General features: G+C 48.1%; 20 protein-coding genes. 12 read left to right on the top strand and 8 right to left on the bottom strand.

The features are described 5' to 3' along the window. Window positions 1–235: 235 nt before the first annotated feature. From AC4EHB_RS08025 to trhO, 4 genes are all read left to right on the top strand, one after another. A complete protein-coding gene (locus AC4EHB_RS08025) occupies window positions 236–1,318 on the top strand; it encodes a metallophosphoesterase (RefSeq protein ID WP_490981163.1) in 1,083 nt (360 codons plus the stop codon). A gap of 12 nt (window positions 1,319–1,330) precedes the next feature. Further along, entirely contained in the window at window positions 1,331–1,948 is a 618-nt protein-coding gene (locus AC4EHB_RS08020; protein ID WP_490975044.1) for a DedA family protein, read from the top strand. 90 nt (window positions 1,949–2,038) lie between these two features. Further along, entirely contained in the window at window positions 2,039–2,989 is a 951-nt protein-coding gene (locus AC4EHB_RS08015) for a 2-hydroxyacid dehydrogenase (RefSeq protein ID WP_490981162.1), read from the top strand. 128 nt (window positions 2,990–3,117) lie between these two features. Further along, window positions 3,118–4,080: an oxygen-dependent tRNA uridine(34) hydroxylase TrhO gene (trhO, locus tag AC4EHB_RS08010; protein ID WP_490975042.1), complete on the top strand. Its 963-nt coding sequence runs from the start codon at window positions 3,118–3,120 to the stop codon at window positions 4,078–4,080. A gap of 40 nt (window positions 4,081–4,120) precedes the next feature. Here trhO and AC4EHB_RS08005 read toward each other — a convergent pair whose 3' ends face one another. The 6 genes from AC4EHB_RS08005 to AC4EHB_RS07980 form a co-directional block, all read right to left on the bottom strand. Beyond that, window positions 4,121–5,647: a tripartite tricarboxylate transporter permease gene (locus AC4EHB_RS08005; protein WP_490981161.1), complete on the bottom strand. Its 1,527-nt coding sequence runs from the start codon at window positions 5,645–5,647 to the stop codon at window positions 4,121–4,123. Window positions 5,648–5,665: 18 nt separating this feature from the next. Beyond that, the gene (locus tag AC4EHB_RS08000) at window positions 5,666–6,115 is read right to left on the bottom strand and encodes a tripartite tricarboxylate transporter TctB family protein (RefSeq protein ID WP_490975040.1); all 450 of its coding nucleotides are present in this window, start codon (window positions 6,113–6,115) and stop codon (window positions 5,666–5,668) included. Window positions 6,116–6,165: 50 nt separating this feature from the next. Beyond that, window positions 6,166–7,182 carry a Bug family tripartite tricarboxylate transporter substrate binding protein gene (locus tag AC4EHB_RS07995; RefSeq protein ID WP_490975039.1) on the bottom strand — a complete coding sequence of 339 codons (1,017 nt, stop codon included), beginning with the start codon at window positions 7,180–7,182 and terminating at the stop codon, window positions 6,166–6,168. A gap of 135 nt (window positions 7,183–7,317) precedes the next feature. Then, the gene (locus AC4EHB_RS07990) at window positions 7,318–7,995 is read right to left on the bottom strand and encodes a response regulator (protein WP_490975038.1); all 678 of its coding nucleotides are present in this window, start codon (window positions 7,993–7,995) and stop codon (window positions 7,318–7,320) included. Further along, window positions 7,992–9,578 carry an ATP-binding protein gene (locus tag AC4EHB_RS07985; RefSeq protein WP_490981160.1) on the bottom strand — a complete coding sequence of 529 codons (1,587 nt, stop codon included), beginning with the start codon at window positions 9,576–9,578 and terminating at the stop codon, window positions 7,992–7,994. Before AC4EHB_RS07985 ends, AC4EHB_RS07990 begins: the two co-directional genes overlap by 4 nt. Before the next feature lie 212 nt (window positions 9,579–9,790). Further along, on the bottom strand, window positions 9,791–10,633 hold the full coding sequence (locus tag AC4EHB_RS07980) for a MerR family transcriptional regulator (protein WP_490981159.1): 843 nt from the start codon (window positions 10,631–10,633) through the stop codon (window positions 9,791–9,793). A 321-nt stretch (window positions 10,634–10,954) separates the two neighbouring features. Here AC4EHB_RS07980 and AC4EHB_RS07975 point away from each other — a divergent pair, with 321 nt between their 5' ends. From AC4EHB_RS07975 to AC4EHB_RS07965, 3 genes are read left to right on the top strand one after another with little or no spacing between them, the layout of a single operon-like run. Then, window positions 10,955–12,436: an aldehyde dehydrogenase family protein gene (locus AC4EHB_RS07975; protein ID WP_490981158.1), complete on the top strand. Its 1,482-nt coding sequence runs from the start codon at window positions 10,955–10,957 to the stop codon at window positions 12,434–12,436. 19 nt (window positions 12,437–12,455) lie between these two features. Further along, window positions 12,456–13,619 carry a saccharopine dehydrogenase family protein gene (locus AC4EHB_RS07970; RefSeq protein ID WP_490981157.1) on the top strand — a complete coding sequence of 388 codons (1,164 nt, stop codon included), beginning with the start codon at window positions 12,456–12,458 and terminating at the stop codon, window positions 13,617–13,619. A gap of 24 nt (window positions 13,620–13,643) precedes the next feature. Continuing rightward, window positions 13,644–14,837: an acyl-CoA dehydrogenase family protein gene (locus AC4EHB_RS07965; RefSeq protein WP_490981156.1), complete on the top strand. Its 1,194-nt coding sequence runs from the start codon at window positions 13,644–13,646 to the stop codon at window positions 14,835–14,837. A gap of 66 nt (window positions 14,838–14,903) precedes the next feature. Here the strand turns inward: AC4EHB_RS07965 and AC4EHB_RS07960 are convergent, their stop codons facing one another. Then, a complete protein-coding gene (locus AC4EHB_RS07960; RefSeq protein ID WP_490981155.1) occupies window positions 14,904–15,821 on the bottom strand; it encodes a diacylglycerol/lipid kinase family protein in 918 nt (305 codons plus the stop codon). Between the two features lie 104 nt (window positions 15,822–15,925). Here AC4EHB_RS07960 and AC4EHB_RS07955 point away from each other — a divergent pair, with 104 nt between their 5' ends. The 5 genes from AC4EHB_RS07955 (at window position 15,926) to AC4EHB_RS07935 (ending at window position 22,400) form a co-directional block, all read left to right on the top strand. Next, window positions 15,926–17,122: an alanyl-tRNA editing protein gene (locus AC4EHB_RS07955; protein WP_490981154.1), complete on the top strand. Its 1,197-nt coding sequence runs from the start codon at window positions 15,926–15,928 to the stop codon at window positions 17,120–17,122. Between the two features lie 57 nt (window positions 17,123–17,179). After that, on the top strand, window positions 17,180–19,342 hold the full coding sequence (locus AC4EHB_RS07950; protein WP_490981153.1) for a beta-propeller domain-containing protein: 2,163 nt from the start codon (window positions 17,180–17,182) through the stop codon (window positions 19,340–19,342). A gap of 93 nt (window positions 19,343–19,435) precedes the next feature. Continuing rightward, window positions 19,436–20,575 (top strand): zinc-dependent alcohol dehydrogenase, encoded by a 1,140-nt coding sequence (locus AC4EHB_RS07945; protein WP_490975029.1) that lies wholly within the window; start codon window positions 19,436–19,438, stop codon window positions 20,573–20,575. A 558-nt stretch (window positions 20,576–21,133) separates the two neighbouring features. Beyond that, complete coding sequence (locus AC4EHB_RS07940) at window positions 21,134–21,919, top strand: threonine/serine exporter family protein (RefSeq protein WP_490975028.1); 786 nt, start codon at window positions 21,134–21,136, stop codon at window positions 21,917–21,919. 13 nt (window positions 21,920–21,932) lie between these two features. Further along, window positions 21,933–22,400 carry a threonine/serine exporter family protein gene (locus AC4EHB_RS07935; protein WP_490975027.1) on the top strand — a complete coding sequence of 156 codons (468 nt, stop codon included), beginning with the start codon at window positions 21,933–21,935 and terminating at the stop codon, window positions 22,398–22,400. 30 nt (window positions 22,401–22,430) lie between these two features. Here the strand turns inward: AC4EHB_RS07935 and AC4EHB_RS07930 are convergent, their stop codons facing one another. After that, a complete protein-coding gene (locus AC4EHB_RS07930) occupies window positions 22,431–24,452 on the bottom strand; it encodes a sensor domain-containing protein (RefSeq protein ID WP_490981152.1) in 2,022 nt (673 codons plus the stop codon). Window positions 24,453–24,479: the final 27 nt, after the last annotated feature.

Below are 24,479 nucleotides of genomic sequence, written 5' to 3'. Positions count from 1 at the left end.
TCTCCAGAGACTTCTCTCAGCGCCGGCGCGCCTTCGGACTGGGCGAAGCAATGAGACGAGTGGTTTTCGCGGCTTATTGAGGGAGCCAAGGAGATGGCCAAATGGAATTTGGACCATTTCCTTTGCGACGAGCTTGCGCAGGAGCATAATCTTTGCTCTGTCCAAAGCGCAGAAGCGGTATATTTATACTAATTCTTTAATTCAATTTATATAGCAGGAAAAGAGGAAATATTGTATGAAACAGTTTGCCGCCATTGTAGGTGCGTTCGGCATTTACTTGGCACTGATCAGTTATTTGGGATGGAACACATATTTATGGATCGCCTTATGGATTTCAGTGAAACCGTGGCTGTTCGCTGGCATTTGGACGATCATTGCCTTCAGTTTTTTCATCGGCCGCATCGGCCATAACTGGTTGGCATTTACCATTATCGGCTCTTATTGGTTTGCCTTTTTACAATATGCAATTGTGTTGTTCCCCGTTGCCAATTTGGTGAGCGTTTTGGTGGATTGGCCGCGTGAAGCATTTTATATCGGCAATGCCGTCGCGGCGGCGATGTTGTTGATTTTACTGGTCGGTTCTTATTTGGCTTATAGTCCGACCATTCGTGAATTGGAGATAACAGTGGGCGATGTGCCGGCAGAACCATTGCATATTGTCGTGGGTTCGGATTTTCACTTGGGCGTGCTGTCAGGCAAACGGCATCTGAAGCGATTTGTTGATAGGGCCAACAATCTTAAGCCGGATGCCGTATTTTTAGCAGGAGATCTGGTCGATGATGATCCGGTGTGGTATGCGCGTTACGGGATGCAGGAGGAAATGGAGCGCTTGACAGCTCTGCTTGGAGTATACGGTGTTCTTGGAAATCATGAATATTACGGACGTAAAATTCCGCTCCTCGTCAAAGTGATGGAAGACTCCGGCGTTCGGATTCTGCGCGATGAAACTATTTTGGTCGCGGAGCGTTTCTATTTAACAGGACGGGAAGACCGGACAAATGGCGAACGGCATCCACTCGAGAAGCTTGCGCCTGAAAAAGGCCTGCCTTGGATCGTCATGGACCATACGCCTTCTGATTTAAAAATGCCGGTTCGACTTGGAGCTGATTTTCATATATCGGGCCATACCCATAAAGGGCAGATGTGGCCAAATAGCTGGATCACTAAAAAAGTCTTTGAGTTGGATTACGGCCACCGTTTGATCGAGAAAACCCATTTTCTCGTGTCGTCAGGATTCGGATTCTGGGGGCCACCGATCCGGATTGGCAGCCGATCAGAATTATGGTCGGTAAAAATGAAGTTCGGGAAAGAGCAGTAAAGGAGACAGCAAATGGAACAATGGATTATAGACATTATGTCTGATTACGGTTATTTTGGAATATTTTTTCTTATTATGTTGGAAAACGTTTTCCCGCCTATCCCCTCGGAAGTCATTTTGACAGTGGGGGGCTTTATGACAACCTCTACGAATATGACAATTCCAGGAGTGATTTTGGCTTCGACGGCGGGATCAGTAAGCGGTGCGGTTGTCTTGTATGGCCTTGGTTTGCTGCTGGATGTTGAGCGGTTGGAGAAAATCGTTGATAAATATGGCCGCGTCTTGCGTGTCAAGCGGGCGGATATCTACCGGGCAGATGCCTGGTTCGACCGCTATGGCATCTGGACCATCTTTTTCGCGCGGCTGGTTCCGCTTATCCGGAGCTTGATTTCGATTCCTGCAGGCATGGCAAATACGAAATTTTGGCTGTTCATCACATTCACGACACTGGGAACTTTGCTATGGAATACTGTCCTCGTTTTTATTGGCGAAGCAGTAGGGGTGAACCGGGCAGCTATTATGGAGCAGTTTGATATTTATTCCAATGTGGTATATGCTTTGATCGTAATCGTTGCACTAGCGGCAGTATGGTTTTACGTGAAAAAGATTCGCAGCCGGCCGATGGATTAAACAAAATAGAATTTCCAAAAACTGCCGGCAATTGCCAGCAGTTTTTTAAATTGATATAATTGTTTGATAATAAAGAGACGGAGGGTCCAAATGAAACCTATCATTTTTATCACACAGAAATTGCCGGACGAGGCTGTCGCCGGCTTGAATGAATCTTACGAAGTGCGCATGTGGCACGATGAGAAAGCGCCGGCGCCGCGGGAAGAAATCTTGAAGCAGGCAAAGGAAGCGCACGCTTTATGGACGATGCTGTCCGATAAGGTGGACCGCGAATTGCTGGAAGCCGCACCGAATTTAAAAATCGTTTCGAATCTGGCAGTTGGCTATAATAATATCGATATCCACGCCGCCCACGAGCGAGGTGTCATGGTGACGAATACGCCCGATGTCTTGACAGAAAGCACAGCGGATCTTACATTTGCGTTATTGCTGGCAACTGCCCGGCGCATTATCAAAGCGGAAGAGTCCGTGCGTTCTGGAGACTGGAAGTCGTGGTCGCCGATGGGAATGGCGGGACGCAACGTCGGAGGAGCGACGCTCGGCATCATCGGCATGGGGCGCATCGGCGAAGCGGTTGCGAGACGGGCTCAGGGCTTCGGCATGAAGGTGTTGTATCATAACCGGACCCGCCGCAGCTTTGAAGACGTCAAATATGCTCAGCTTGACGACTTGCTGCAGCAATCGGATTATGTCGTCATTCTGACGCCGCTGACTCAAGAAACACAAGGCATGATCGGAGAACGTGAATTGTCTCTTATGAAAGAAACCGCTTGCCTCATCAATGTTGCGCGAGGCGGCATTGTTGATGAAAAAGCTTTATACGAAGCGCTCAAAGCGAAAAAAATCTGGGGTGCCGGCCTCGACGTCTTTGAAACAGAGCCGCTGCCGCTTGACCATTCTCTGTTGTCATTGCCGAACTTGACGGTGCTGCCGCATATCGGCAGCGCTACCGTCCAAACGCGCTTGGCGATGATGGAAATGAATGCCCAAGCAATTGCTGCATGCCTTGAAGGCAAATCGGTGGAAAACCGGGTCTGTTAACATCTTATGATGCTGTTTTCAATTATGAGAAAGTTGAAGTTTGCCGGAATTTATTATAAAATAGTCTAGGTTTTTAACGCCGTTCCGGTGAAGAGAACAAATTGAAAAGAGTAGGGTGGTAATGATTCATGCAAAATCATACACACAATGTTCTACTGTACTATAAGTACGTAGAAATCGAAGATCCAACAGTATTTGCTGCAGAGCATTTGGCTGCGTGCAAGGAAATCGGTTTGAAAGGCCGCATCCTTGTTTCACATGAAGGCATTAACGGCACGTGTTCAGGTACGGTCGAGCAAACTGATGCTTATGTAGAATTGATGAAACAAGACGAGCGCTTTGCGGATATGCCATTCAAAATTGACGCGACTGACCGCCATGCCTTCAGAAAAATGCATGTGCGCGCGAAACAAGAGATTGTCCATTTGGGCTTGGAAGATGATATCAACCCGAACGAATTGACCGGGAAATACCTGGAGCCTTCTGAATTCTACAAACAGATGCAAGAAGAAGATACAATCGTTCTTGATGCACGCAATGATTATGAATTTGATCTTGGCCATTTCCGCGGTGCGGTAAGGCCGGATATTGAAAACTTCCGCGATTTGCCTGAATGGGTACGCGACAACAAAGAAATCTTCGAAGGTAAGAAAATTTTGACGTATTGCACAGGCGGAATCCGCTGTGAGAAATTTTCTGGCTGGCTGAAAAAAGAAGGCTTTGAAGATGTTTCACAATTGCACGGCGGGATTGCCACTTACGGCAAAGATCCTGAAGTGCAAGGGGAACTTTGGGATGGCCAGCTCTACGTTTTTGATGAGCGCATCGCCGTACCGGTAAACCAAAAGGAACACGTCATCGTCGGCAAAGACCATTTTACAGGCGAACCTTGTGAGCGCTATGTAAACTGTGCTAACCCTGAATGCAACGCGAAAATACTAGCATCAGAAGAAAACGAGCATAAGTATATGCGTTCATGTTCTGATGAATGCCGCGAACATCCGCGCAACCGCTATGCGTTTGAGCACGGCTTGGATGGAGCACAAGTCCAGGAGCGCCTGAACGCATTGAAAACAACAACTGAAGTGTAAAAACAGAAAAAGCCGCCCCTCGGGACGGCTTTTTTCTGTTTCAATCTTCTTCATTGACAATAATGGCGCGGCCTTTGAATTTCAGCAGCAGCGGCACGAGCAGCCAAGCGGCAGCGACGATCAAGAGCACAAGCGAGATCGGCTTGGTAACGAAAATAGAGAAGTCTCCGTTCGAGATTGTCAGTGCGCGGCGCATATTGTTTTCGATCATTGGACCAAGCACTAATGCCAATACCAATGGAGCGACTGGGAAATCATTCCGCACGAGCAGATAGCCGAGTACGCCGCAAGCAAGCAATAGGTACAAATCGAATGTCGTGTATTGCACTGCGTAGACGCCGAAGAAAGAGATGGCGATGATGATCGGCAACAAGTATTTCTTCGGTGTTTGAATAATCTTAGCAAATACTTTGACCAATGGCATATTCAGCACCAACAGCATCAAGTTTCCGACGAACATACTGGCGATTAATCCCCACGCTACTTCAGGGTGATCGTCAAAAAGTAATGGGCCTGGCTGGATATTGTACATGATCAATGCACCCATGAGGATAGCGGTTGTACCTGATCCTGGAATGCCGAGTGTCAGCAAGGGGATCAATGCGCCGCCAGAAGCTGCATTATTTGCGGATTCCGGGCCCGCTACACCAGCAATTGCGCCAGTGCCGAATTTTTCAGGAGTTTTGCTGAATTTCTTTTCTGTGATGTAAGAGAAGAACGAAGCCAATGTAGCGCCGGCTCCAGGCAGAACGCCGATGAAGAAACCCAGGAACGAACCGCGCAATATCGGTACGGTACTGTCTTTTAAATCTTGCTTTGTCGGCAAAATGCGGCCGATTTTGGCAATTGCGCCTTCTTCGTGATCACGTTCAAGGACTGTTTTGAATACTTCCCCTAAAGCGAATAACCCGACAGCAATCGTCAAAAATTCAAGACCTGAATACAAAATCGGCAAATCGTAAGTGAAGCGCGCAATGCCTGAAACGGCATCGATGCCGATGGTCCCGAGCATAAGGCCGAAGACTGTCATCATCAGCGCTTTTGTCATTGATTTTCCGGCGAGTCCGCTAACCGCAGCAAGACCAAGAAGCATCAACGAGAAATATTCGGCTGGCCCGAATTGCAGTGCGATATTCGATAACGGTTTTGCCAGCAGCACAAGGCCGATCAGTGAAATTATGCCTGCGGCGAACGAACCGATGGCAGCAATGGACAATGCTGCACCCGCCCGCCCTTGCCGCGCCATCTGGTAGCCGTCGAGCGTAGTGACGACTGAAGAGGATTCTCCAGGAGTGTTCAGTAAGATGGAGGTTGTCGAACCGCCATACATTGCCCCATAGTATACGCCGGCCAATAAAATGATGGAGCTGGCGGCGGCCGCTTCAGGGGGAAGGCCAGCAGTTAATGTGGCTGTGACCGGAATCAGGAGCGCAACGCCGCTCATAGGGCCGATGCCCGGAAGCACCCCGACCGCTGTTCCGATCAATACGCCGACAAATGCAAAGAGGATGTTCTGCCATTGAAAAGCGACACCGAATCCATCCATAAGAAATTGTAATGTACTCATAATTCTCCGCCTTTCAAGTTAGAATACCGGAAACCCTGGCAAGGAACCGCCTAGGAATTCAGCGAACAAATAATAGACTCCGAAAGAAAAAATGCTGGCGATGACAAGGGTTTGAATCCATTTGCCGCGCTCCATCGTCTGGAATGCGATTAACAAGAACAGGAAAGTCGTGATGACATATCCCAGAGGTTCAAGAAGTGCTGCATAAAGCACTGCGCTGACAAACAGCACAATAAACTTGCCATACTGGACTTTTTCCATTTCTCCTTGTATCACCTGGTAGCGGAAAGTTTCATAAATCAACCGTGCACTCAACAGGATCAAAAGGATGCCCAAGCCAATAGGGAAGATATCTGGTCCGACTTCTGAGCCGTACGAGCTTTCGGATATTTTTCGGCTTTCCAGTACGAACAGCAGCCCAATCAGCAAAAAAGCGATTCCTGCAAAGCGGTCAAACGTTTTACTCATTGCCTTCTACTCCTTTCAAAATCAAGAAAGCGGCCGAAGCCGCTCCTTCATTATTTTTGCATCTCAAGCGCCGTCAACAGTTCAACAATCACTTGTTCTTGTGTTTTCAAGTATTCTTCAAAACCAGCGGCATCTTTGTACTCAGGCTGCCAGCCGTTCTGCTCTAATTCTTTTTTCCATTCTTCCGTTTCGGACATCTCTTTCAATTTCGTTGACCAATAGTCAACTGCGCCATCTGACATATTCTTAGGTCCGAAAATTCCGCGCCAGATTGTGAATTCTGCATCAATTCCAGCGTCTTTAAAAGTAGGGACATCGCTCAACTCGCCTTCAAGAGGTTCAGGAGAACTTACTGCCAGAACTTTCACATCACCAGAGCGAACGTATTCAGCAATCGTCGAAGCATCCGTTGCAATGACATCTGCGTTATTGCCGAGCAAAGATGCTACCGCTTCGCCGCCGCCATCATACGATACGTATTTTACTGACTTTGGATCAATACCGTATTCGAAAGCAGGAAGGATGCCGACTAGGTGGTCCATCGAACCTGGAGCTGAACCGCCGGCCAATGTGATGGAAGTTGGGTCTGCTTTGATTGCTTCCAGCAAATCTTCGAGCGTATTGAATTCTGAATCGGCTCTGACGACGATTGCGCCGTAATCACGCGTCAATTGCGCCAGTGGAGTTGTATCTTTATAGCCATAAGGGCTGTTTCCTTCAGCTTTATTGTTGTTGATCAAAATTGGCGGAGATTTCACCATCAGCATATAATCGTTGTCCACTTCTTTAGTGGCGTATTCCGCCATAAATACTGCACCGCCGCCGCCTGGTTTGTTTTCAACCGTGATCGACTCTTCGATCAATTTTGTATTGTTCATGGTTTTAGCAATGGACCGCGCTGTCAAATCCCACCCGCCGCCAGCTCCCGAAGGGGCAACAATGGACATTCCACGTTCTGGATAATTCGCTGATTCACCCGCTCCTTGCGTTTCTCCTCCGGAAGAACAGGCTGCCAAACTTAAAGCCAAGACACCGGCTAATGAAACAGAAATCATTTTTTTCAACATATTAATCATCCCCTTTGAAATAGTAAAAGACAGCGCTTTCATGCGCTGTCTTTAATTTATCAGAACTTTTATTCAATTGATCGTTTGTGGAAATAAGAGGGATATTGTTCAATTAATCATTTTTGTGCATAAAGTTCACGGCTGCGGAAAGTAGCGGCGCTCTGGCCGGCCGATTGTGCCATAAAGCAATTCTGCCACTGCCAGCCGTTCAGATACCAGGTGTTCCAGATAACGGCGGGCAGTAGACCGGCTCATGCCGCACGCGGCGCCCATTTCTTCCGCAGTCATTCCCAGCTCAGCCATTGCCAAACGTTCTTTGATGCGGGCCATGGTATTCGGATCGATGCCTTTCGGTGTAGCAAAAGGTTCGCTTGAGGCACTGCGGTTCAAATTCCATAATTTCTGGATAGACTCCTCGTCCAGCGAACCGGCCTTTTCCAATGACCGTCTTTTTTCCTTATAGGCAACCAGGCTTTCTTCAAATCGTGCAAAAGTCAGCGGTTTGAGGATATAATCGGCGACGCCTGCGCGGAACGCTTTTTTCACGATGTCCGTCTCAGAAGCCGCTGTGATGAAAATGATATCCGAGTCGGTGCTTTCCTGCTGGATGAAAGGCAATAATTCCGTTCCTTTCATGTCTGGCAAATGGACATCGAGCAAAATCAGTTGAGGCTGAAGCGCTTGAATCCAATCCTTGGCTTCCGCTCCGTTATGGGCAGAGCCGACCACTTGGAAACCTTCCATCTTTTCGATGAAGCGTCTGTGGATGTCGGCAATGCGTTTATCGTCTTCAATGATTAGAATCTCAATCATGCTAGTTCCTCCGATTTTATCGAAATAATGAATAACGAACCGCCTAAATCGCCAGCTTCGATAGCGATCTCCCCTTGGAGGTCGCGGACGCTTTCGTAAACTTTGACCATACCATAGCCGCGGTCGCCGCCTTGTTTAGTGGAGACGCGCTCTTTGAACAGCAAAGGCATGAGTTCCGGCTTAAGACCCGGACCCGAATCTTCAACTTCCAAGAGAATTTCGCTGCCATTGTCCACTATTAACAGGCGCACCGTACGTTCGCTTTCCGGCAAGTGCTCGACCGCTTCGAATGCATTAACAATTAAATTGCCGAGTATCGAGACAAACAAACTTTTTTCGAGGTGAGGGGGCAGCCCTTTCATATAACTTTCTTCATCGAGCAGCATTTTCACTTTCAATTCACGCGCGCGATTGAACAAGCCAATGACCAAACCGCCTAAAAATGGGTCTTGGAGCCGTTGCGTCACGAACTGGACAAGTGATTGCTGTTCTTCAGTTTCGTGATGGATTAGCTGCATCGCTTCTTCGAGCGAGTTAAGCTGAATCAGGCCGGATATCGTGTAAAGGAAATTCTGGTGTTCATGTGTCTGAGCGCGCAAAGCTTCAGCATATTGTGTGACTTGTGACAATTCACTCCGCAGCCCTTCAATATCCGCTTGCAGTCGGAAACTGGAGACGGCCCCGACGATTTCATCATCAAAACTGATGGGGATGCGATTGACGATCGTTTTCTTGCCGCGTATTGTCATGGGGCGATCGAATTGGGATTCGCCCGTTTGGAACACTTGAGGAAGCATCGTGTTCGGCAAAATGTCTTCGATGGGGATACCCAGCAGGCTCATGTCTTCAGGCAGCTCTAACATGTCATGCGCTGAAGCGTTCGCCATGGTGATTTCGCCCGACTTGTTCACCATGATGATGCCTTCCCGGACCGATTCAATTACCGCGTTCCGTTCATTGTACAGGTTGGCGATTTCAGCAGGTTCAAGGCCGAATAAGGTTTTCTTGATGCTGCGCGCAAGCAGCATCGAACCGAAGGCGCCGATGACAGCCGCCGCCATGACGATGCTGCTGATGGAATCCAGATAGGCATGGAACGTTCCAGCCATATCCGTCTTTAAGAACCCGACTGAAATGACGCCGATGATGGTGCCGTCTTGGTCAAAAATGGGTGCTTTTCCTCGCAAGGCTGGTCCCAGGGAACCTGTTGCCTCGGAAATATAAGCAATGCCGTCCTGTAAAGCTTTTTCGTTGTCGTCGCCGATCATCTTTTGTCCGAGCCTTCCGACAATGGGATGAGAATAGCGGATGCTTTCAGTATTGCCGACGACCACATATTCGGCGCCGGTTTGGGTGCGGATTTTTTCAGCAATCGGTTGTATGGACGCCACCGGGTCGTCCGCTTTGAATCCTTCTATAATATCGGGGCGCTCGGCTGAAGTGACGGCAATATCCAACGCCCGCTGGCCGACCTGTTCTTCAATGGCGCCAGATATGGTGACGTAAAATAGGCCGCCAGCCAGCACCATAATGGCGGAAATGAACAAAGCGCCGTATAAAAATATTCTTTTCTGAAGAGACATGAACACGCCACTCATTTCTATAAAAGATGAAATAAAATTCTGAATTTAAAAGAACGGAAAAGAAATGGCACAAAAGTGTCTACTTTTGTGCCATTTCCTCCTCTTCTTCCGAGCAGTCAAAACAAAAGAGCTCACCGTCTATATAGACGCCGTCCAAAAAGCCATCAAGGCAATAGATGTCTTTTCCACAATTGCTGCAGGGGCCGATGAGTTCACGCATCCTGTAATGCAGCCGCGTAATCGTACATGGCTTCCTTCAAGTAAGTTGAAAGGCCTTTTCCATGCTGATCGATATTGTTCGCGAAGCGGCTGTCAGACGCGTATAAATCTGCAAGGCCGCGGAACATTCTTGGCGTGCAATCGTAAAAACGGTTCAAAAGCGTGTAATACGCCTTCATTTCAATCTGCACTTCTTCCGCGTACGGCGGCAGATGCATCAATGCTGCGACTGCATTGTAAATCCGGTTTCCTTCAAGGTTGATCTCATCCAAGTCTTCTTCTTCTTTTTCCGGTTTTGCCGTTTCAATATGTACAGGCTCTTCAATAGCAGCAGCTTCGTCGATTACTGCCATATTCACAAGCAATTCCGCTTCTTCTGCAGCTTCAAACCTTTCTTCAGACACTTCATCTTCCAAGAGTTCTGGAATCTCCATTTTATATTTTGAGATATCGTCCATGTTCTTCTTGTCAGCGAAAGCTGCAAAACGTTCTTCATTGGAAAGTGTTTCCGCGCCCGCGTTTTCCAAAAGCGTCATTTCAGCGCTTTCAATCAATGCTTCCATACGCTCTTTTTTCAGGCGTAAAAACTCGATGTGCTGCGCCAACGCGAAATTCGCATCAAATCCAAGAGCAACAATTTCCTGTATTTTTTTCAAAGAGAATCCAAGTTCTTTGAAAAATAGGATATGCTGCAGCAGCTTCAAATCTTCGTCGTTATAATAACGGTAACGGTTGGAACCGATATTTGAGGGCTTGAGCAGCCCGATGCTGTCATAATGGTGGAGAGTGCGAACACTGACTCCTGCAATTTTTGCCACTTCCTGTACTTTGTACATGACTATCACCTCTAATTACTGATTAGACTATGACGAACCGTCAGTGTCAATAGAATATGGAGAATTTCTTTTAAATGGCACAAACTACACAAGCATGCAGGGGAACGCACTTTCTAATTCAGGTCTATTATCTTAATAAATCTTGAATGGGGTTATTTTTACTTTTGGATGTTTCGCCAACCAAGTGGCATTATATAAGCTGTATATTATCGTAGAAAGAAAATTCTAATATTTCTCATAAAAGCTGGTAGTTTCAAAATCCGTGTGAAATAATAACCATGAGAGCAGTTTCAAAAATGGCGTGCCAAGGAGGAATGGAAAATGAAGTTGACGAATTACGTGAACGGCGAGTGGCAGGAAGCGGCTAATTCAAATTTTACTCCAGTAACGAATCCAGCTACGGGCGAACAATTGGCTCAAGTCCAAATGTCTACAACGGCTGATGTCGATGCAGCGGCTCGAGCGGCAAAAACAGCGCAGAAGAAATGGGCGAAAGTTCCGGCTCCGAAACGAGCGGATTATTTATATGAAATTGGAAGGTTGATGAAAGAAGATAAAGAACGGTTGGCGCAAGTACTGACCAAGGAGATGGGCAAAGTCATCGAAGAAGCGCGCGGAGAGGTGCAGGAAGGCATAGACATGGCTTTTTATATGGCTGGTGAAGGACGTCGCATGTTCGGTGAAACGACACCCTCTGAACTGGCAGACAAATTTGCGATGAGCGTCCGCTCTCCGATTGGGGTTGTCGGATTGATCACTCCCTGGAATTTCCCCGTGGCGATTGCAACATGGAAGTCGTTTCCGGCCATTGTAGCGGGCAATGCGTTTCTCTGGAAGCCGGCTACGGAAACGCCGATGATGGCTTTTGAAATGGCTAAAATCTTCGAGGCGGCGGGATTGCCTCCAGGGGTGGCGAATATTGTATTCGGCTCTGGTGCTGAAGTGGGCACAGCGATGATCGAACATCCGGATATCAAAGTGATTTCGTTTACAGGTTCAACGGAAACCGGCCGCAAAGTGGCTGAAGCTGGAGGACGTAACTTGAAGAAAGTGTCTTTGGAAATGGGCGGCAAGAATGCAGTGATCGTCATGGATGATGCGGATCTGGATCTTGCAGTCGAAGGAATCTTATGGAGCGCATACGGAACAGCCGGCCAGCGCTGCACGGCTTGCAGCCGTGTCATTGCCCATAAGGACATCAAAGAGGAACTGCAAAGACGGCTGCTTGAAAAAGTGAAAATCTTAACGATCGGGGATGGCTTGGATGAAACGGTTAAAGTTGGTCCGGTCATCAATAAAAAAGCTTTGGAAAAAATCCATTCCTATGTGGAGGTAGGCCAGCAGGAAGGCGCTGCATTGCTGATTGGCGGTGTAGTTTTGAGTGGAGCACCGCTAGACAAAGGCAACTATTACGCTCCGACAGTGTTTACGGATGTACTGCCGGATATGCGGATTGCCCAGGAGGAAATTTTCGGCCCTGTCGTGTCAATCATAGAAGTATCGAGCTTTGAAGAAGCAATTGAAGTGAATAATGGCGTGATTTACGGATTATCAAGCTCAATTTACACGAGTGATGTCAACCGTGCATTCAAAGCGCAAAGAGATTTGGATACGGGAATCGTTTACATCAATGCTGGGACCACAGGGGCAGAAATTCATTTGCCATTTGGGGGGACAAAAGGGACCGGCAACGGCCATCGCGATTCAGGGGTTGCGGCACTTGACGTCTTTACAGAGTGGAAGAGCGTGTATGTTGATTTCAGCGGCAAGCTGCAGCGTGCGCAAATCGACAACGAAATCTGATTAAAGAGGAGGCGTCGGCATGAAAATCGCGGTATTGGGTGCAGGATTGATGGGTAAGCAAGCAGCAGGGGACTTGGCTGCCAACAGCGAGGTGGAAAAAGTGTTTCTGGCGGATCTTCATCCAGCGCAGGCTGAGCTGTTCAAACAACAGCTAGGCAGCGATAAAATCGAGGTGCATTATTTAGATGCTCATGACGACCAGCAGCTCTTGGATATCATGGCTCAGGCTGACGTTGTCATCAACGCATTGTTTTATACATTCAACGAAAAAGTGGCCCGCCTTGCTATGCAATGCGGAGTCCATTCGGTGGACCTTGGCGGCCATATCGGCGGAGCTACCGACGCTGTTTTGTCGATGCACGAACAAGCGGAGCAGCGGGGCGTGACACTCATTCCAGATTTGGGCGTGGCTCCGGGCATGATGAATATATTGGTTGGCCATGGAGCCGAAAAGTTGGATCAAGTCCATGAAATCCGGATTTTTGTTGGCGGAATACCGGTGAAACCCGAACCGCCTTTAATGTACAATCATGTTTTTTCATTGGAGGGCGTATTCGATCATTATACGGACCCGTCGGTTGTCATCCGCGAAGGGCGTGAACAGGAAGTCGCTTCGCTGTCGGAAATCGAATTTGTACAATTCGAGGATTTCGTGGAACTTGAAGCCTTCCATACATCTGGCGGAACATCAACGCTTATCGACACGTTCAGTGACGTTGATACATTAGAGTATAAAACGGTTCGCTATAAAGGGCATGCCGAAAAGTTTCAAACCCTTGTCGACCTTGGATTCACGGATCGTGAAAAAACGGTTAAGGTGAACGGGCTAGCCGTGAAGCCGCGCGACGTTTTGCGTGAAGTGCTGAAGCCGCTCACTGAACTTGGCGATAAACAGGATGCTGTTTTATTGCGCGTCTTGGTTTCGGGTACCAAAGAAGGTGAAGGGCTGACCTATGAATACAATATGATTACAGTTCGGGAAGATGTGGGTGTGACCGCTATGGCGCGGGCGACTGCTTATACGATTTCAGTTGTGGCGCAGATGATTGGCAGCGGCCTCATCGATAAGCGAGGTTCTTATCCGCCTGAATTGATCGTGCCAGGCGATGAATACATTGCGGAAATGGCGAAGCGCGGAGTTCTCATCAAAGAAACAGTGCATCGTTCCGCGTATCAGAATTAAAAAACGGCACAGGGGGGAACGGCTATGGATTTCGAATTCACTCAAGAACATCAGCTGCTTCGGAAAACAGTCAGGCAATTTGTCGATGAAGAAATCATTCCGCATATAGCCGGATGGGATGCGGCCGGAGCTTTTGATCCGGCCATCTGGATCCGGCTGAAAGATATGGGCCTAATGGGTGTATGCATACCTGAAAAATACGGCGGCAGCGGAATGGATTATAATTCGTTGGCGATTATTTGTGAAGAATTAGAAAGAGGAGACACGGCTTTCCGGACAGCGGTTTCCGTCCATACGGGCCTCAATTCGATGTCCCTTTTGCAATGGGGGACCGAGCAGCAGAAACAGCAATACCTCGTTCCCCAAGCAAAAGGTGAAAAAATTGGAGCATTCGGCCTGACAGAACCGGGCGCAGGCTCAGATGTCGTAGCTTTGGCTTCGACAGCGGTGAGGGACGGCGAGTATTATATTTTGAATGGTCAGAAAACCTGGATTTCGTTATGCGACGTTGCGGACCATTTTATCATTTTCGCTTATACCGACAAAGAGAAAAAGCATAAAGGAATCAGTGCATTTATCGTCGAGCGGACTTGGGAAGGGTTTTCTTCAAAAGCGCTAAAAGGAAAGTACGGCATCCGCTCGGGCAATACCGGCGAATTATTCTTTGATGATTTGCGGGTGCCGGTGGAAAATCTATTAGGACAAGAAGGCGAGGGCTTTAAAATCGCCATGTCTGCACTTGATAACGGCCGCTTTACCGTTGCTGCGGGTGCATGTGGTTTGCTGATGGCGTGTATAGAAGAAAGCGTCAAGTATTGCCATACCCGCTCGACATTCGGCAAACCGATTGGCGAACACCAGCTTGTCCAGCAGATGCTTGCCAATATGGAAGCGGGTTATCAAATGAGCAGGCTGCTCGTATACCGGGCGGGCGAGATGAAAAACCAAGGGAAGCGCAACACGCGGGAAACGTCTCTAGCGAAATGGCAGGCTTGCGATTTTGCCAATAAAGCGGCAGATGATGCTGTCCAGATCCACGGCGCTTACGGCTATACGGATGAATATCCGGTTGCCCGCTTCTTGCGGAACTCGAAAGCACCGGTCATTTATGAAGGAACGCGTGAAATCCATACGCTCATGCAAGCGGATTATGTGCTCGGCAACCGCCAGGATAAGAAATTGAATCACATGCTGCCGCAATGGCCATTTGAAGAATAAAAAAAGCCGCCAGCACTGTCATTTTTCCATGACAGTTGCTTGCGGCTCTTTTTTCTGGCTGGGGGATTATTCAGGAATACTGTCAAATGCGGGTTTTGGCACCAGCATTTTGAGTTTCTTCGGCTGGATTTGAATGTCAAGTGGAGTCTTCAAGTAGATTTCTCCATCCGTGTCGACTTCTTTTTCTTCATCTGTCCATATTTTGATGTGCTGTCCTTGGAAATGGGTTATGTGTTCCAATTCGTCGGGCGTCACGTCAGGTTTAGCGAGTGAAAACCATTCCCGGATCGCGGTAATCGTCGATGATTGGACAATGAAGACATCAAGCAGGCCGTCAGAAGGGCTAATCGAATCCATCGGAAGCATATGGGTGCCGATGGATTTTCCGTTCATAATCAACGCAGCGACTCCTTCTTCCAAGGATTGCACGCCATCGATTTCCAAATGGATTGGAAAAGGGATTGATTGGCGCATGGTTTGCAAAGCGCTCATGAAATAACTTAATTTGCCGTAGCGTTCTTTTAACGCAGGGTCGATGTTCAATGACGTATCCGTAATCAATCCGAGTCCGGCGAAATTAAGGAAAATCCGATCGTTGACTTGTGCCGTGTCGATGTCCTGAATATCTCCAGCGGCCAAAGCTTCAGCCGCTTGGTCAAGCAACAATGGAATCTCCAGCGTTCGGGCAAAATCATTGCACGTTCCGCTTGGAAGGATTCCGAGCACTGGAGGAGCATCCATGGTGGAAAGCACTTGTACCGCAATGTGTACGGTGCCGTCTCCTCCTGCAACAAAAAGCGCATCGGCGTTGTTGCAGGAATTGCGGCATGCAGCTTCGAATTCTTCTGGTGACGCAGTTTGGATCAGCTCAAGATGCTTTGACGCCCGCGCGAGAGCCGGAACAGTCAAAGGGATTACCGTGTCGGTCGTTGCCGCTCCAGCCGCGCCGTTATACAATAATATGGAACGTTCAAATCTCGGCATGCTTGCTACCTCCTAAATTCTCTTGTAATTATTTATTTCCACTAAACGGAGATCCCTAAACAACAGAGGGCTGCATACTGAAAAAGCGGAAAGAAGGAACGATAATGACATTGAAAATGTATTATGGCGACCCGGAAATTGCGCTGGCCAAAGTGGAAGTGATTGGATCGGGACAGGACAAAAAAGGGCAATACATACTAACAAACCAAACGATATTCTATCCGGAAGGCGGCGGACAGCCTGCAGACACCGGCTCCATTGGCGAGGCTGCAGTACTGGACGTTCAAACTTTTCAAGAGGAAATCCGGCATTACACGAATATGCCGCTCGGCAACGGGGAATATCCGGCGCAGCTCGACTGGAATAGGCGCTTTGACCATATGCAGCAGCATGCTGGCCAGCACGTACTGAGTGCCGTGTTTGCTGACAAGTTTAATTTGCATACGACAAGCTTTCATCTTGGTGTGGAGCGGGTGTCCATTGATTTGGACACCGCTGGAATTCCACCGGAAGTTCTGTCGGCTGCGGAAGCTGCGGCCAATAGAGTCATTCGCCGCCATCTGCCGATTACGACAGAATGGGTGTCGGATGAGCAGGCGAAATCCCTGCCGTTAAGAAAACCGCCTGTGGTGGAAGGGGACATTCGGCTCGTAAAAATTGAAGGGGTCGACCTAAATGCCTGTGGAGGTACCCATCCTAAAAATACCGCTGACATTGGCGTCATCAAAATCATTACTGTGGAGAAGGCAAAAGGCGGAACACGGGTTTATTTTTTATGCGGTGGCCGGGCATTCAGCCATTTCAACCTGTTGATTGAAACCACTGATGAACTGGTGCGCCAGCTGAATTCCCCGTTGAAGGATTTGCCGGCTGCGGCTGATGCGCTGCTTGAAGAAAAGACGGGAATCGAAAAAGAATTAAAAGACACACGTTCAAAATTATTGGTAGCAGAAGCCGGTGGCATTCAGGCAACGGCAAATACGGCAACTGCAGAACGTATATTTTATAACCGCCCGGTAAAAGAACTCCAGCAATTGGCGCGTTTAGTTGCGGCTCGTGAAAAAGAGGCTTATTCACTCCTTTTGTCGGTAGAAGGTAAAGGCGTGCGATTTGTCTGTGCGAAAGGGGAAGAGGCACAAGGAGATATGCGGGAAGTGCTGGAAGAGCTATTGGCATTGACGGATGGCAAAGGCGGCGGAAATTCAGGATTTGTTCAAGGCGGTGGGAACACGGATTGCGCGAATGAGCAGTTTATCGAGACATTCCAAAAGGCTGTAAAAAAGTTCCGGGAAAATCTGTAACTTTTTTCTGTGGCTAGTGTCTAATTGGAAAAGAAGCCTTGAAAGGCGGGGTCGGTAATGAAGAAGAAAGGGATATGGCTAGTGGCAGCAGTGTTGCTTGCAGGCATCGCAATTGCAGGAGTTTTGATGTTCGACAAAGTGACTGTCAACGCACCCGCAATCGCCTTGACTGAGCAAGGATGGCGCGCGAATTTCTCATCCACAGTCCAAAGGGATGCGATTGAAAAAGGCGACATTTATCTGACGGATGCGGAAGGGAATCGAGTGGAAACTTCAATGGAATTGCGGCCAAACGGCAAAACTATTGAAATGCCGCAGCTTCCGGTGGGGCAATACGAGCTTCACATCAAAGAATCAGCAATCAAAGGAAGCTTTTTCAAATCACTTGATCGAAAAGAGCTCACTTTTTCTGTTCAGGAAGAAATCCAGACATTGACGGACGCTGAAGAGCTAAAGGCGTATTTCGACCAGGTATTGGCTTTGCAGCAAAGCAATGAAGAAGCTGGCATTTTCACAGATAAAAGCGGCGCCACAGAAGAGTCTGCAGACAGCGGCAGCGGTGAATCCAGCGGAGAGGCCGGGAATGGCGGCGATTACTCAACCACCAATAAACAAGTTGAAGGTGTAGATGAAGCTGATCTCGTGAAAACCGATGGATCGTTCATTTATTCAATCAGCGAAAATCGCGTTATTATTACAGATGTCCGAAATCCGGACGAATTGGCCGTGGCGGATGAACTGGTTTTCGAAGAAGAAATATATCCGCAGCAATTGTTCTTGAACGATGGCGTTCTTGTTGTGATCGGCAGCAAGTATTCAATTATGCCGATGGATGGCATGGAACGGGAGTACTTTCCGCATATGGGAATGACAACCGTCCACCTTTACGACATTGATAATCCGACATCGCCGGAATTGCTGAGAGAATTCGGGACAGAGGGGAATTTGAACGGCGCACGGCTGGCTGACAATGTCTTATACTATGTCACCAATGTCTATCCGGATTTCTGGATTATGGAACAGCAAAATGAGACGGAATTGCGTCCCCATACCTATGATTCGAAAAATGGCGGCACGCTCACACCGGTGCCTTACGACAGCCTTTCCATCTTGCCAGGGACAATGGAGGGCAGCTATAGTGTCATATCAGCCGTCGATTTGGCGGAGCCTTCCCAAAACGACATTAGCACAAAAGGATTTTTAGGAGGCAGCGAGCAGTTGTATATGTCGAAAGACCATCTCTATTTGACGGCAGCCGCTTATATTCCGGCAGCCAGCGAAGACGGCACAGTGACCGACAGCGATGCCGATATAGCGATCTGGATGCCGCAGACGGCAAATACCGAAATTTTCAAATTTGCATTGGAAGAAACAGAGGTCCAATTTTTAGCCTCTAGCGAAGTGACGGGTTCACTCTTAAACCAGTTTTCAATGGATGAGCACAATGGCTATTTCCGTATAGCAACAACGGAAGGATTTGCGTGGAATGTCAATGAACCCTCGAAAAACCATCTGTTCGTACTGGATGCTGGCATGAAACAAGTTGGCGCAGTGGAAGATTTGGCAAAAGGAGAGCGGATCTACTCAGCCCGGTTTATCGGGGATAAAGCATATATGGTGACGTTTAAAGAAACCGATCCATTGTTTGTCATCGATGTATCCGCTCCATCCGCGCCGAAAGTGCTGGGAGAATTGAAAATTCCCGGATTCTCGAATTATCTTCATCCATTGGATGAAAACCACTTAATCGGTTTTGGCGCAGATACGAAGCTGGAGCCGGTGAAGAGCGGCGAACCGCGGATAGTAACCGGGGGAATGAAAATTTCATTGTTTGATATCAGCGATTTCTCAAATCCCCGGGAAAAAGACAATGAAATCATAGGGGGTCCGGGAACCTATTCCCAGCTGCAATACGACCACAAAGCGCTGTTCATCCATCCCGAAAAGAGCCTTTACGGTTTTCCGCTGGCAATGTATGGCGAAACAGATGGCAAGTATGTGGAGTTCGAAGGTGAGGGGGCAATGATTTACAATATAACTCCCGACGGCATCACAGAAGCGGCCAATTTGATAGCGCAGTCCGATATGCAGTTCGAAGATTGGGCTAAAAGCGTGCAGCGCATACTTTACAGCGGTGACAATCTTTACACTGTAGCCAATAGCGAAGTGAAAAGCTACAATCTCGAAACCTATGAATTGAAAGACACATTGGCCTATTAGCCGTCCGCACATCCGGAAATTCCGGATGTGCGGTTTTTTATTCATCAAATCAGGGAAGTAGTAGAGTATTCTGAAAACTATGGAGGCGATAAGATGAAAGCAGTAACTTTTCAAGGAGTCAAAGACATTAAAGTAAAAAAAGTCAAGGATCCTGAAATTGAGAAGAAAGACGATATCGTTGTCAAAATCACTTCTTCTGCTATTTGTGGTTCGGATTTGCATATTTATCAAGGAGCCTTGCCAGCGCGAAAAGATTACGTCATTGGCCATGAACCGATGGGCATTGTCGAAGAAGTTGGGCCCGAAGTGACAAAAGTGAAAAAAGGCGATCGCATCGTACTGCCATTTAACGTCAGCTGCGGGCAGTGCTTCTATTGCGATCATGACATGGAGAGCCAATGCGACAATTCAAATGGCAATCCTCATTTCGATACGGGCGGCTATTTCGGATTTACTGAACGCTACGGCGATTATTCCGGCGGACAGGCCGAATACCTGCGTGTGCCGTACGGCAACTTCATGCCGTTTGTCATTCCGGAATCTTCCGAGCTTGAAGATGAATCGGTGCTTTTCCTTTCTGACGTCCTGCCGACCGCTTGGTGGAGTGTTGAAAATGCCGGCGTAAAGCAGGGAGATACGGTAGTTGTTCTGGGCTGCGGGCCAATCGGCTTGATGACCCAGAAATTCGCGTGGATGAAAGGCGCTAAACGCGTCATCGCGGTTGATGAAATTCCATACCGAATGGAAAAAGCGAAACGCATGAACAACGTTGAAGTGTTCGATTTTAGCCAATACGATAATATGGGTGCGCATATCCATGATCTGACGAGCGGAGGCGCACAAGTAGTCATCGATTGCGTCGGAATGGACGGCAAAAAATCGGCGGCAGAAGCAATCCAGCAGAAGTTGATGCTTCAAGGCGGCACGCTAAGTGCGATTGATATCGCAAAAGACGCAGTTGCCAAATTCGGTACGATCCAACTGACAGGCGTCTATGGGTTGAAGTACAACCAGTTTCCACTGGGCAATATCTTTGAGCGCAACGTTACAATGAAGATGGGGCAGGCACCCGTCATTCATTTGATGCCGATGCTGTACGAAAAAATTGAGAATGGTGAATTCGATCCGCGTGAAATCATTTCGCATATCATGCCGCTTGAAAAGGCAGCGGATGCTTATCAGATTTTCAATGACCACACAGACGACTGCACGAAAGTCATCCTGAAACCTTGATATATAGCTAACAGAAAACACTAAATTAAAATCCAATGTCAAGTCAGGCATCGACATCGATATTCCACAAAACAGCACCGCTTTCCTGCGGGCTTGCGCCGAAATCCACTCGTGCTAGCGCTCGAGTGGATTTCGGCACTTCATCGCTTCGCTGCTCCCGCGGGAGTCGGAGCTGTTTTGCTACATATCTGGAGATTGGAAAGAAACTGCAGAAGTTATATCTTTCGTTTTCTTCATTCAAAGAAATGCTTCACTATTAAGAAACACCTTTGAATGGAGCGGAAGGCGGCGAACAAGTTGGCAAAAAGTTTTTTTGCCCAACTTGTTTGCGACGAAGCGTATAGCGCTGCAACGCACTTCCATGTCCCGAAGCTAGCGAAGCGTTGCAGGGACAGGGATAGGAGCAACGGTTTTCGTAGTGAGGGAAGCGGCTGAAGCCGTGCCCGCGGAAAGCGTCCGCCTAGAGCGAAATGAAAAGAGTTGTCAGGATTTTCCTAATAATCTAAAAAAACGCTCCGCCTAGGCGGAGCGTTTTAATTTTTGTCCGGATGCGTTATCATGAGGAATAATACAGAAGGGGGAGAGCCTGTGACACAAATAGTTGAAACTAGACGCGAGCTTGCCCTCGATTGTTTTCTGTTGGCCGGCAAGCTATTGATGGAGAATGGCGCGGAAACTTACCGCGTTGAAGATACGATGATCCGCATGGCCATATCACAGAAAATGACAGACTCCCATTGTTTTGTCACGCCTACGGGCATCATGTTTTCTCCGAGTGATGAACTGGCGACGCGCTTTGTGCGCATCAACAGCCGCCGCACCGATCTGGAGCGTGTTGCGCTGGTGAATTCGGTTTCTAGGAAATTGGTGGCTGGTGAATTGGCGCTGGCAGAGGCATACGAAGAATTGAAAATAATCGACCGAACTAATTATATGTTCAATATATGGCTTCAGATTCTGGCAGCAGCGACGGCGAGTGGATGTTTTTTGATCCTGCTGGGCGGCAGTTGGAGTGATTTGCCGTTCGCTTTTGTTTTCGGCGGTACGGGCTTTATCATAGTAGAAACGATTTTAGAGAAAACGCGAGTGAAATTTTTTGCCGAGTTTGTCGGAGCGTTGGCCATCGGCGTATTCGCGCTGTTGGCCGTCCATTCCGGCTTTGGAAAAAATCTGGACACAATCATCATCGGCTCGATCATGCCGCTTGTACCGGGGCTGCTGATCACTAACGCCGTCCGCGATCTGATGGCCGGGCATTTCGTTTCGGGCCTCTCTAAAGGAGCGGAAGCATTTCTGACAGCGTTCGCCATTGGAGCGGGCATCGCGCTTGTATTGTCATTTTAAAAGGAGGGGTACGATGAACTGGCCATTAGAAGCGTTTTTAAGTTTTCTGGCAGCAGCGTCGTTTGGCGTTATTTTCAATACGCCGAGAAGGACATTGTTCAGCTGCGGGCTGGTCGGTATGACGGGCTGGCTGATTTACCGGACGGGCGTCATTTTCCTCGACGACCCCGTACAGGCGACCTTTGCTGGCGCATTCGGCGTGGCGCTGGCTGCGCATCTGCTGGCGAAAAAATTCAAGATGCCCATGATCATTTTCAGTGTGGCAGGAATCATTCCGCTTGTGCCGGGCAGCAAAGCATATAATGCCATGCGCAATATCGTAGAGAACAATTATCTGGAAGCCATAACCTTCGCTTCTGAAGCGCTGATGATTTCAGGCGCTGTCGCGATGGGGTTGGTGTTCGCGGAAGTATTGATGCAAATGGTCTTCAAAGTGATGGCCAAGCGCGTCCAAAAGAAAATCGGCATGACCCAGAATTGACTGGGACATGCCGATTTTTTTATTTTTATATTACGTCGTTTCTGAAACTTTAAGCCATTTTTCCAGGTCTGCCGCTGTCATCGGATAACCGGAAATATAACCTTGGATCAAATCGCAGTCCATGGCGCGCAATAATTCCAGCTGTTCGTTGGTTTCTACGCCTTCCGCAGTGACTTGGAGATCCAAGCTCTTGCCAAATTGGATCATGCCTTTAATCAGTTTCTGCATTTTTTCCTGTTTAGTGATGTGCTTGATGATGGAACGGTCGATTTTCAAATTGGTGATCGGCAGCATCAGCATATAGCGGAATGCGGCGTAGCCTGTGCCGAAATCATCGAGTGAGAAGGAGATGCCAGCCGCGTTCAGCTGCTGCATCTGTTTGACGATGGACCGTTCTGCTTCCGCTTCCAAAGCGAACCGTTCGGTAATTTCAATCGCCAATGAAGCAGGATCACAGCCATTTAGCTGGATCTGCTCAAGAAAGATCTTGGCCATGTCCTTGTCGCGGAATTCCCGGATGGACGTATTAATGCTGACTTTCATATCGATTCCACGATTCTGCCAGTCTTTCAGCTGCGTGCAAACCGTTTCAAGCACGTAAAGGCCGATTTCGTTGATCATGCCATTTTCTTCGGCGATCGGTATTAATTCATCCGGCGTGACAATGCCGATTTCGGAATCTTCCCATCGCACGAGCGCTTCGACACTTTCCACTTTTCCGGTCTTCAAATTGACTTGCGGCTGGTACAGCAAATGCAAATTATGGCGGTCAAGCGCGTGGATCAAGCGTTTTTCAATCAATGATTTTCGGCTCAGGCGCTCATGGTCATCCGAAGTCAGCGCAGAGATGGCACTGCCGCCGCGTTCTTTGACTTTTTTGATGGTCGCGTGAGACGCTTTAATCAGGTGCACGAACGATTGCTGATCTTCAGGATAGCGCGTGATGGCGCCGCTGATGGTCATCGGAATTGACAGCCCGTCAATGTAGATCGGGTGCTGCTGAAGGTAATATAGGAACCCTTCAATGAACCAGTTGCTGAGCGGTGTCACCAACGCGAATTCATGCAGCCCGGCGCGGGTGATGACGGTATCTGAGAAATACATGCGCAGGCGCTTCGTGAATTCGATGAGCAATTCATTTTCAGTATCGGTGTCCGACACATCGCGAAGTGTATAGAAACGGTCAATATCGAGATAGACAAACGAGAAATTTTTCTTCTCTTCGATAAACTCGTTGACCACTTGCTCTAAGCGATGGCGGTTCTCTAAGCCAGTGATGGGATCAACGAAGGCAATTTCTTCCAAGTGATGCTGCACTTTCTTAGCAGCAGTAATATCCTTTTCGAGGAAGATGTAATAGGTGTCATCGCCTTTAATCTGCATCGGAATCGCAGTCAGGTCAACCCAGTATTCTTCGCCGTCTTTCTTCACTTTCCGCGTCTGCCCGTTCCAGACATTTCCGCTCTTCAATGTTGCCACAAGCGTTTCCACAAAACGGACATCCGCGCTTTCTTCCCCGAACATCTGCCAGATCGGTTTGCCGAGAATCCGTTTCGGCGTCCATTTGCTGAGTTTTAGAAACAAAGGATTTGCGTAAGTGATCAAAAATTCCTCGTCAAAATATAGCAACATGAACGAATTATCCAATCCGCTCCGCAAGCTGTTCAATTCGCGGTTTGCCGATCCTTCTTCGTCAGCATCGTCCACTTCGAAAATCGCCATTATGAATTGTTCATTATCAGCAGTGAATGCTTTTGTGACGATGGTTGTATACGTCAGCGTTCCGCCACCTAATTCGACTTCTACATCTTCAAACCGTATCGGCTCTTTGCTATGTATAACCGTTTCCCAGGAATGCTTATAAAGAGCGGCTCTCTCCGGGTTCATATATGGATAAAGTTGGCCTTTGATTGTATTGGTTTCGATTTGGAAAACACGTTCTGCATGGCGGCTGCACCATACTACAAGTCCGTCTTTGTCCATAATGATAATGGGAAAAGGGATATGGTTAAAAACGAGGTTATCCGCTAGCAGTTCTTGTAATTCACTCATTCCATGACGCTCCTTCTCCGTAGTCTA

This window comes from Planococcus sp. TJ-302 (assembly GCF_058268455.1).
This window is presented reverse-complemented; position numbering and strand designations above follow the sequence as displayed.

Excerpts from the sequence above, each read along its gene's own strand:
- AC4EHB_RS08025 (WP_490981163.1), top strand. The coding sequence starts at position 236 with ATGAAACAGTTTGCCGCCATTGTAGGTGCGTTCGGCATTTACTTGGCA.
- AC4EHB_RS08020 (WP_490975044.1), top strand. The coding sequence starts at position 1,331 with ATGGAACAATGGATTATAGACATTATGTCTGATTACGGTTATTTTGGA.
- AC4EHB_RS08015 (WP_490981162.1), top strand. The coding sequence starts at position 2,039 with ATGAAACCTATCATTTTTATCACACAGAAATTGCCGGACGAGGCTGTC.
- trhO (WP_490975042.1), top strand. The coding sequence starts at position 3,118 with ATGCAAAATCATACACACAATGTTCTACTGTACTATAAGTACGTAGAA.
- AC4EHB_RS08005 (WP_490981161.1), bottom strand. The coding sequence starts at position 5,647 with ATGAGTACATTACAATTTCTTATGGATGGATTCGGTGTCGCTTTTCAA.
- AC4EHB_RS08000 (WP_490975040.1), bottom strand. The coding sequence starts at position 6,115 with ATGAGTAAAACGTTTGACCGCTTTGCAGGAATCGCTTTTTTGCTGATT.
- AC4EHB_RS07995 (WP_490975039.1), bottom strand. The coding sequence starts at position 7,182 with ATGTTGAAAAAAATGATTTCTGTTTCATTAGCCGGTGTCTTGGCTTTA.
- AC4EHB_RS07990 (WP_490975038.1), bottom strand. The coding sequence starts at position 7,995 with ATGATTGAGATTCTAATCATTGAAGACGATAAACGCATTGCCGACATC.
- AC4EHB_RS07985 (WP_490981160.1), bottom strand. The coding sequence starts at position 9,578 with ATGTCTCTTCAGAAAAGAATATTTTTATACGGCGCTTTGTTCATTTCC.
- AC4EHB_RS07980 (WP_490981159.1), bottom strand. The coding sequence starts at position 10,633 with ATGTACAAAGTACAGGAAGTGGCAAAAATTGCAGGAGTCAGTGTTCGC.
- AC4EHB_RS07975 (WP_490981158.1), top strand. The coding sequence starts at position 10,955 with ATGAAGTTGACGAATTACGTGAACGGCGAGTGGCAGGAAGCGGCTAAT.
- AC4EHB_RS07970 (WP_490981157.1), top strand. The coding sequence starts at position 12,456 with ATGAAAATCGCGGTATTGGGTGCAGGATTGATGGGTAAGCAAGCAGCA.
- AC4EHB_RS07965 (WP_490981156.1), top strand. The coding sequence starts at position 13,644 with ATGGATTTCGAATTCACTCAAGAACATCAGCTGCTTCGGAAAACAGTC.
- AC4EHB_RS07960 (WP_490981155.1), bottom strand. The coding sequence starts at position 15,821 with ATGCCGAGATTTGAACGTTCCATATTATTGTATAACGGCGCGGCTGGA.
- AC4EHB_RS07955 (WP_490981154.1), top strand. The coding sequence starts at position 15,926 with ATGACATTGAAAATGTATTATGGCGACCCGGAAATTGCGCTGGCCAAA.
- AC4EHB_RS07950 (WP_490981153.1), top strand. The coding sequence starts at position 17,180 with ATGAAGAAGAAAGGGATATGGCTAGTGGCAGCAGTGTTGCTTGCAGGC.
- AC4EHB_RS07945 (WP_490975029.1), top strand. The coding sequence starts at position 19,436 with ATGAAAGCAGTAACTTTTCAAGGAGTCAAAGACATTAAAGTAAAAAAA.
- AC4EHB_RS07940 (WP_490975028.1), top strand. The coding sequence starts at position 21,134 with ATGAGGAATAATACAGAAGGGGGAGAGCCTGTGACACAAATAGTTGAA.
- AC4EHB_RS07935 (WP_490975027.1), top strand. The coding sequence starts at position 21,933 with ATGAACTGGCCATTAGAAGCGTTTTTAAGTTTTCTGGCAGCAGCGTCG.
- AC4EHB_RS07930 (WP_490981152.1), bottom strand. The coding sequence starts at position 24,452 with ATGAGTGAATTACAAGAACTGCTAGCGGATAACCTCGTTTTTAACCAT.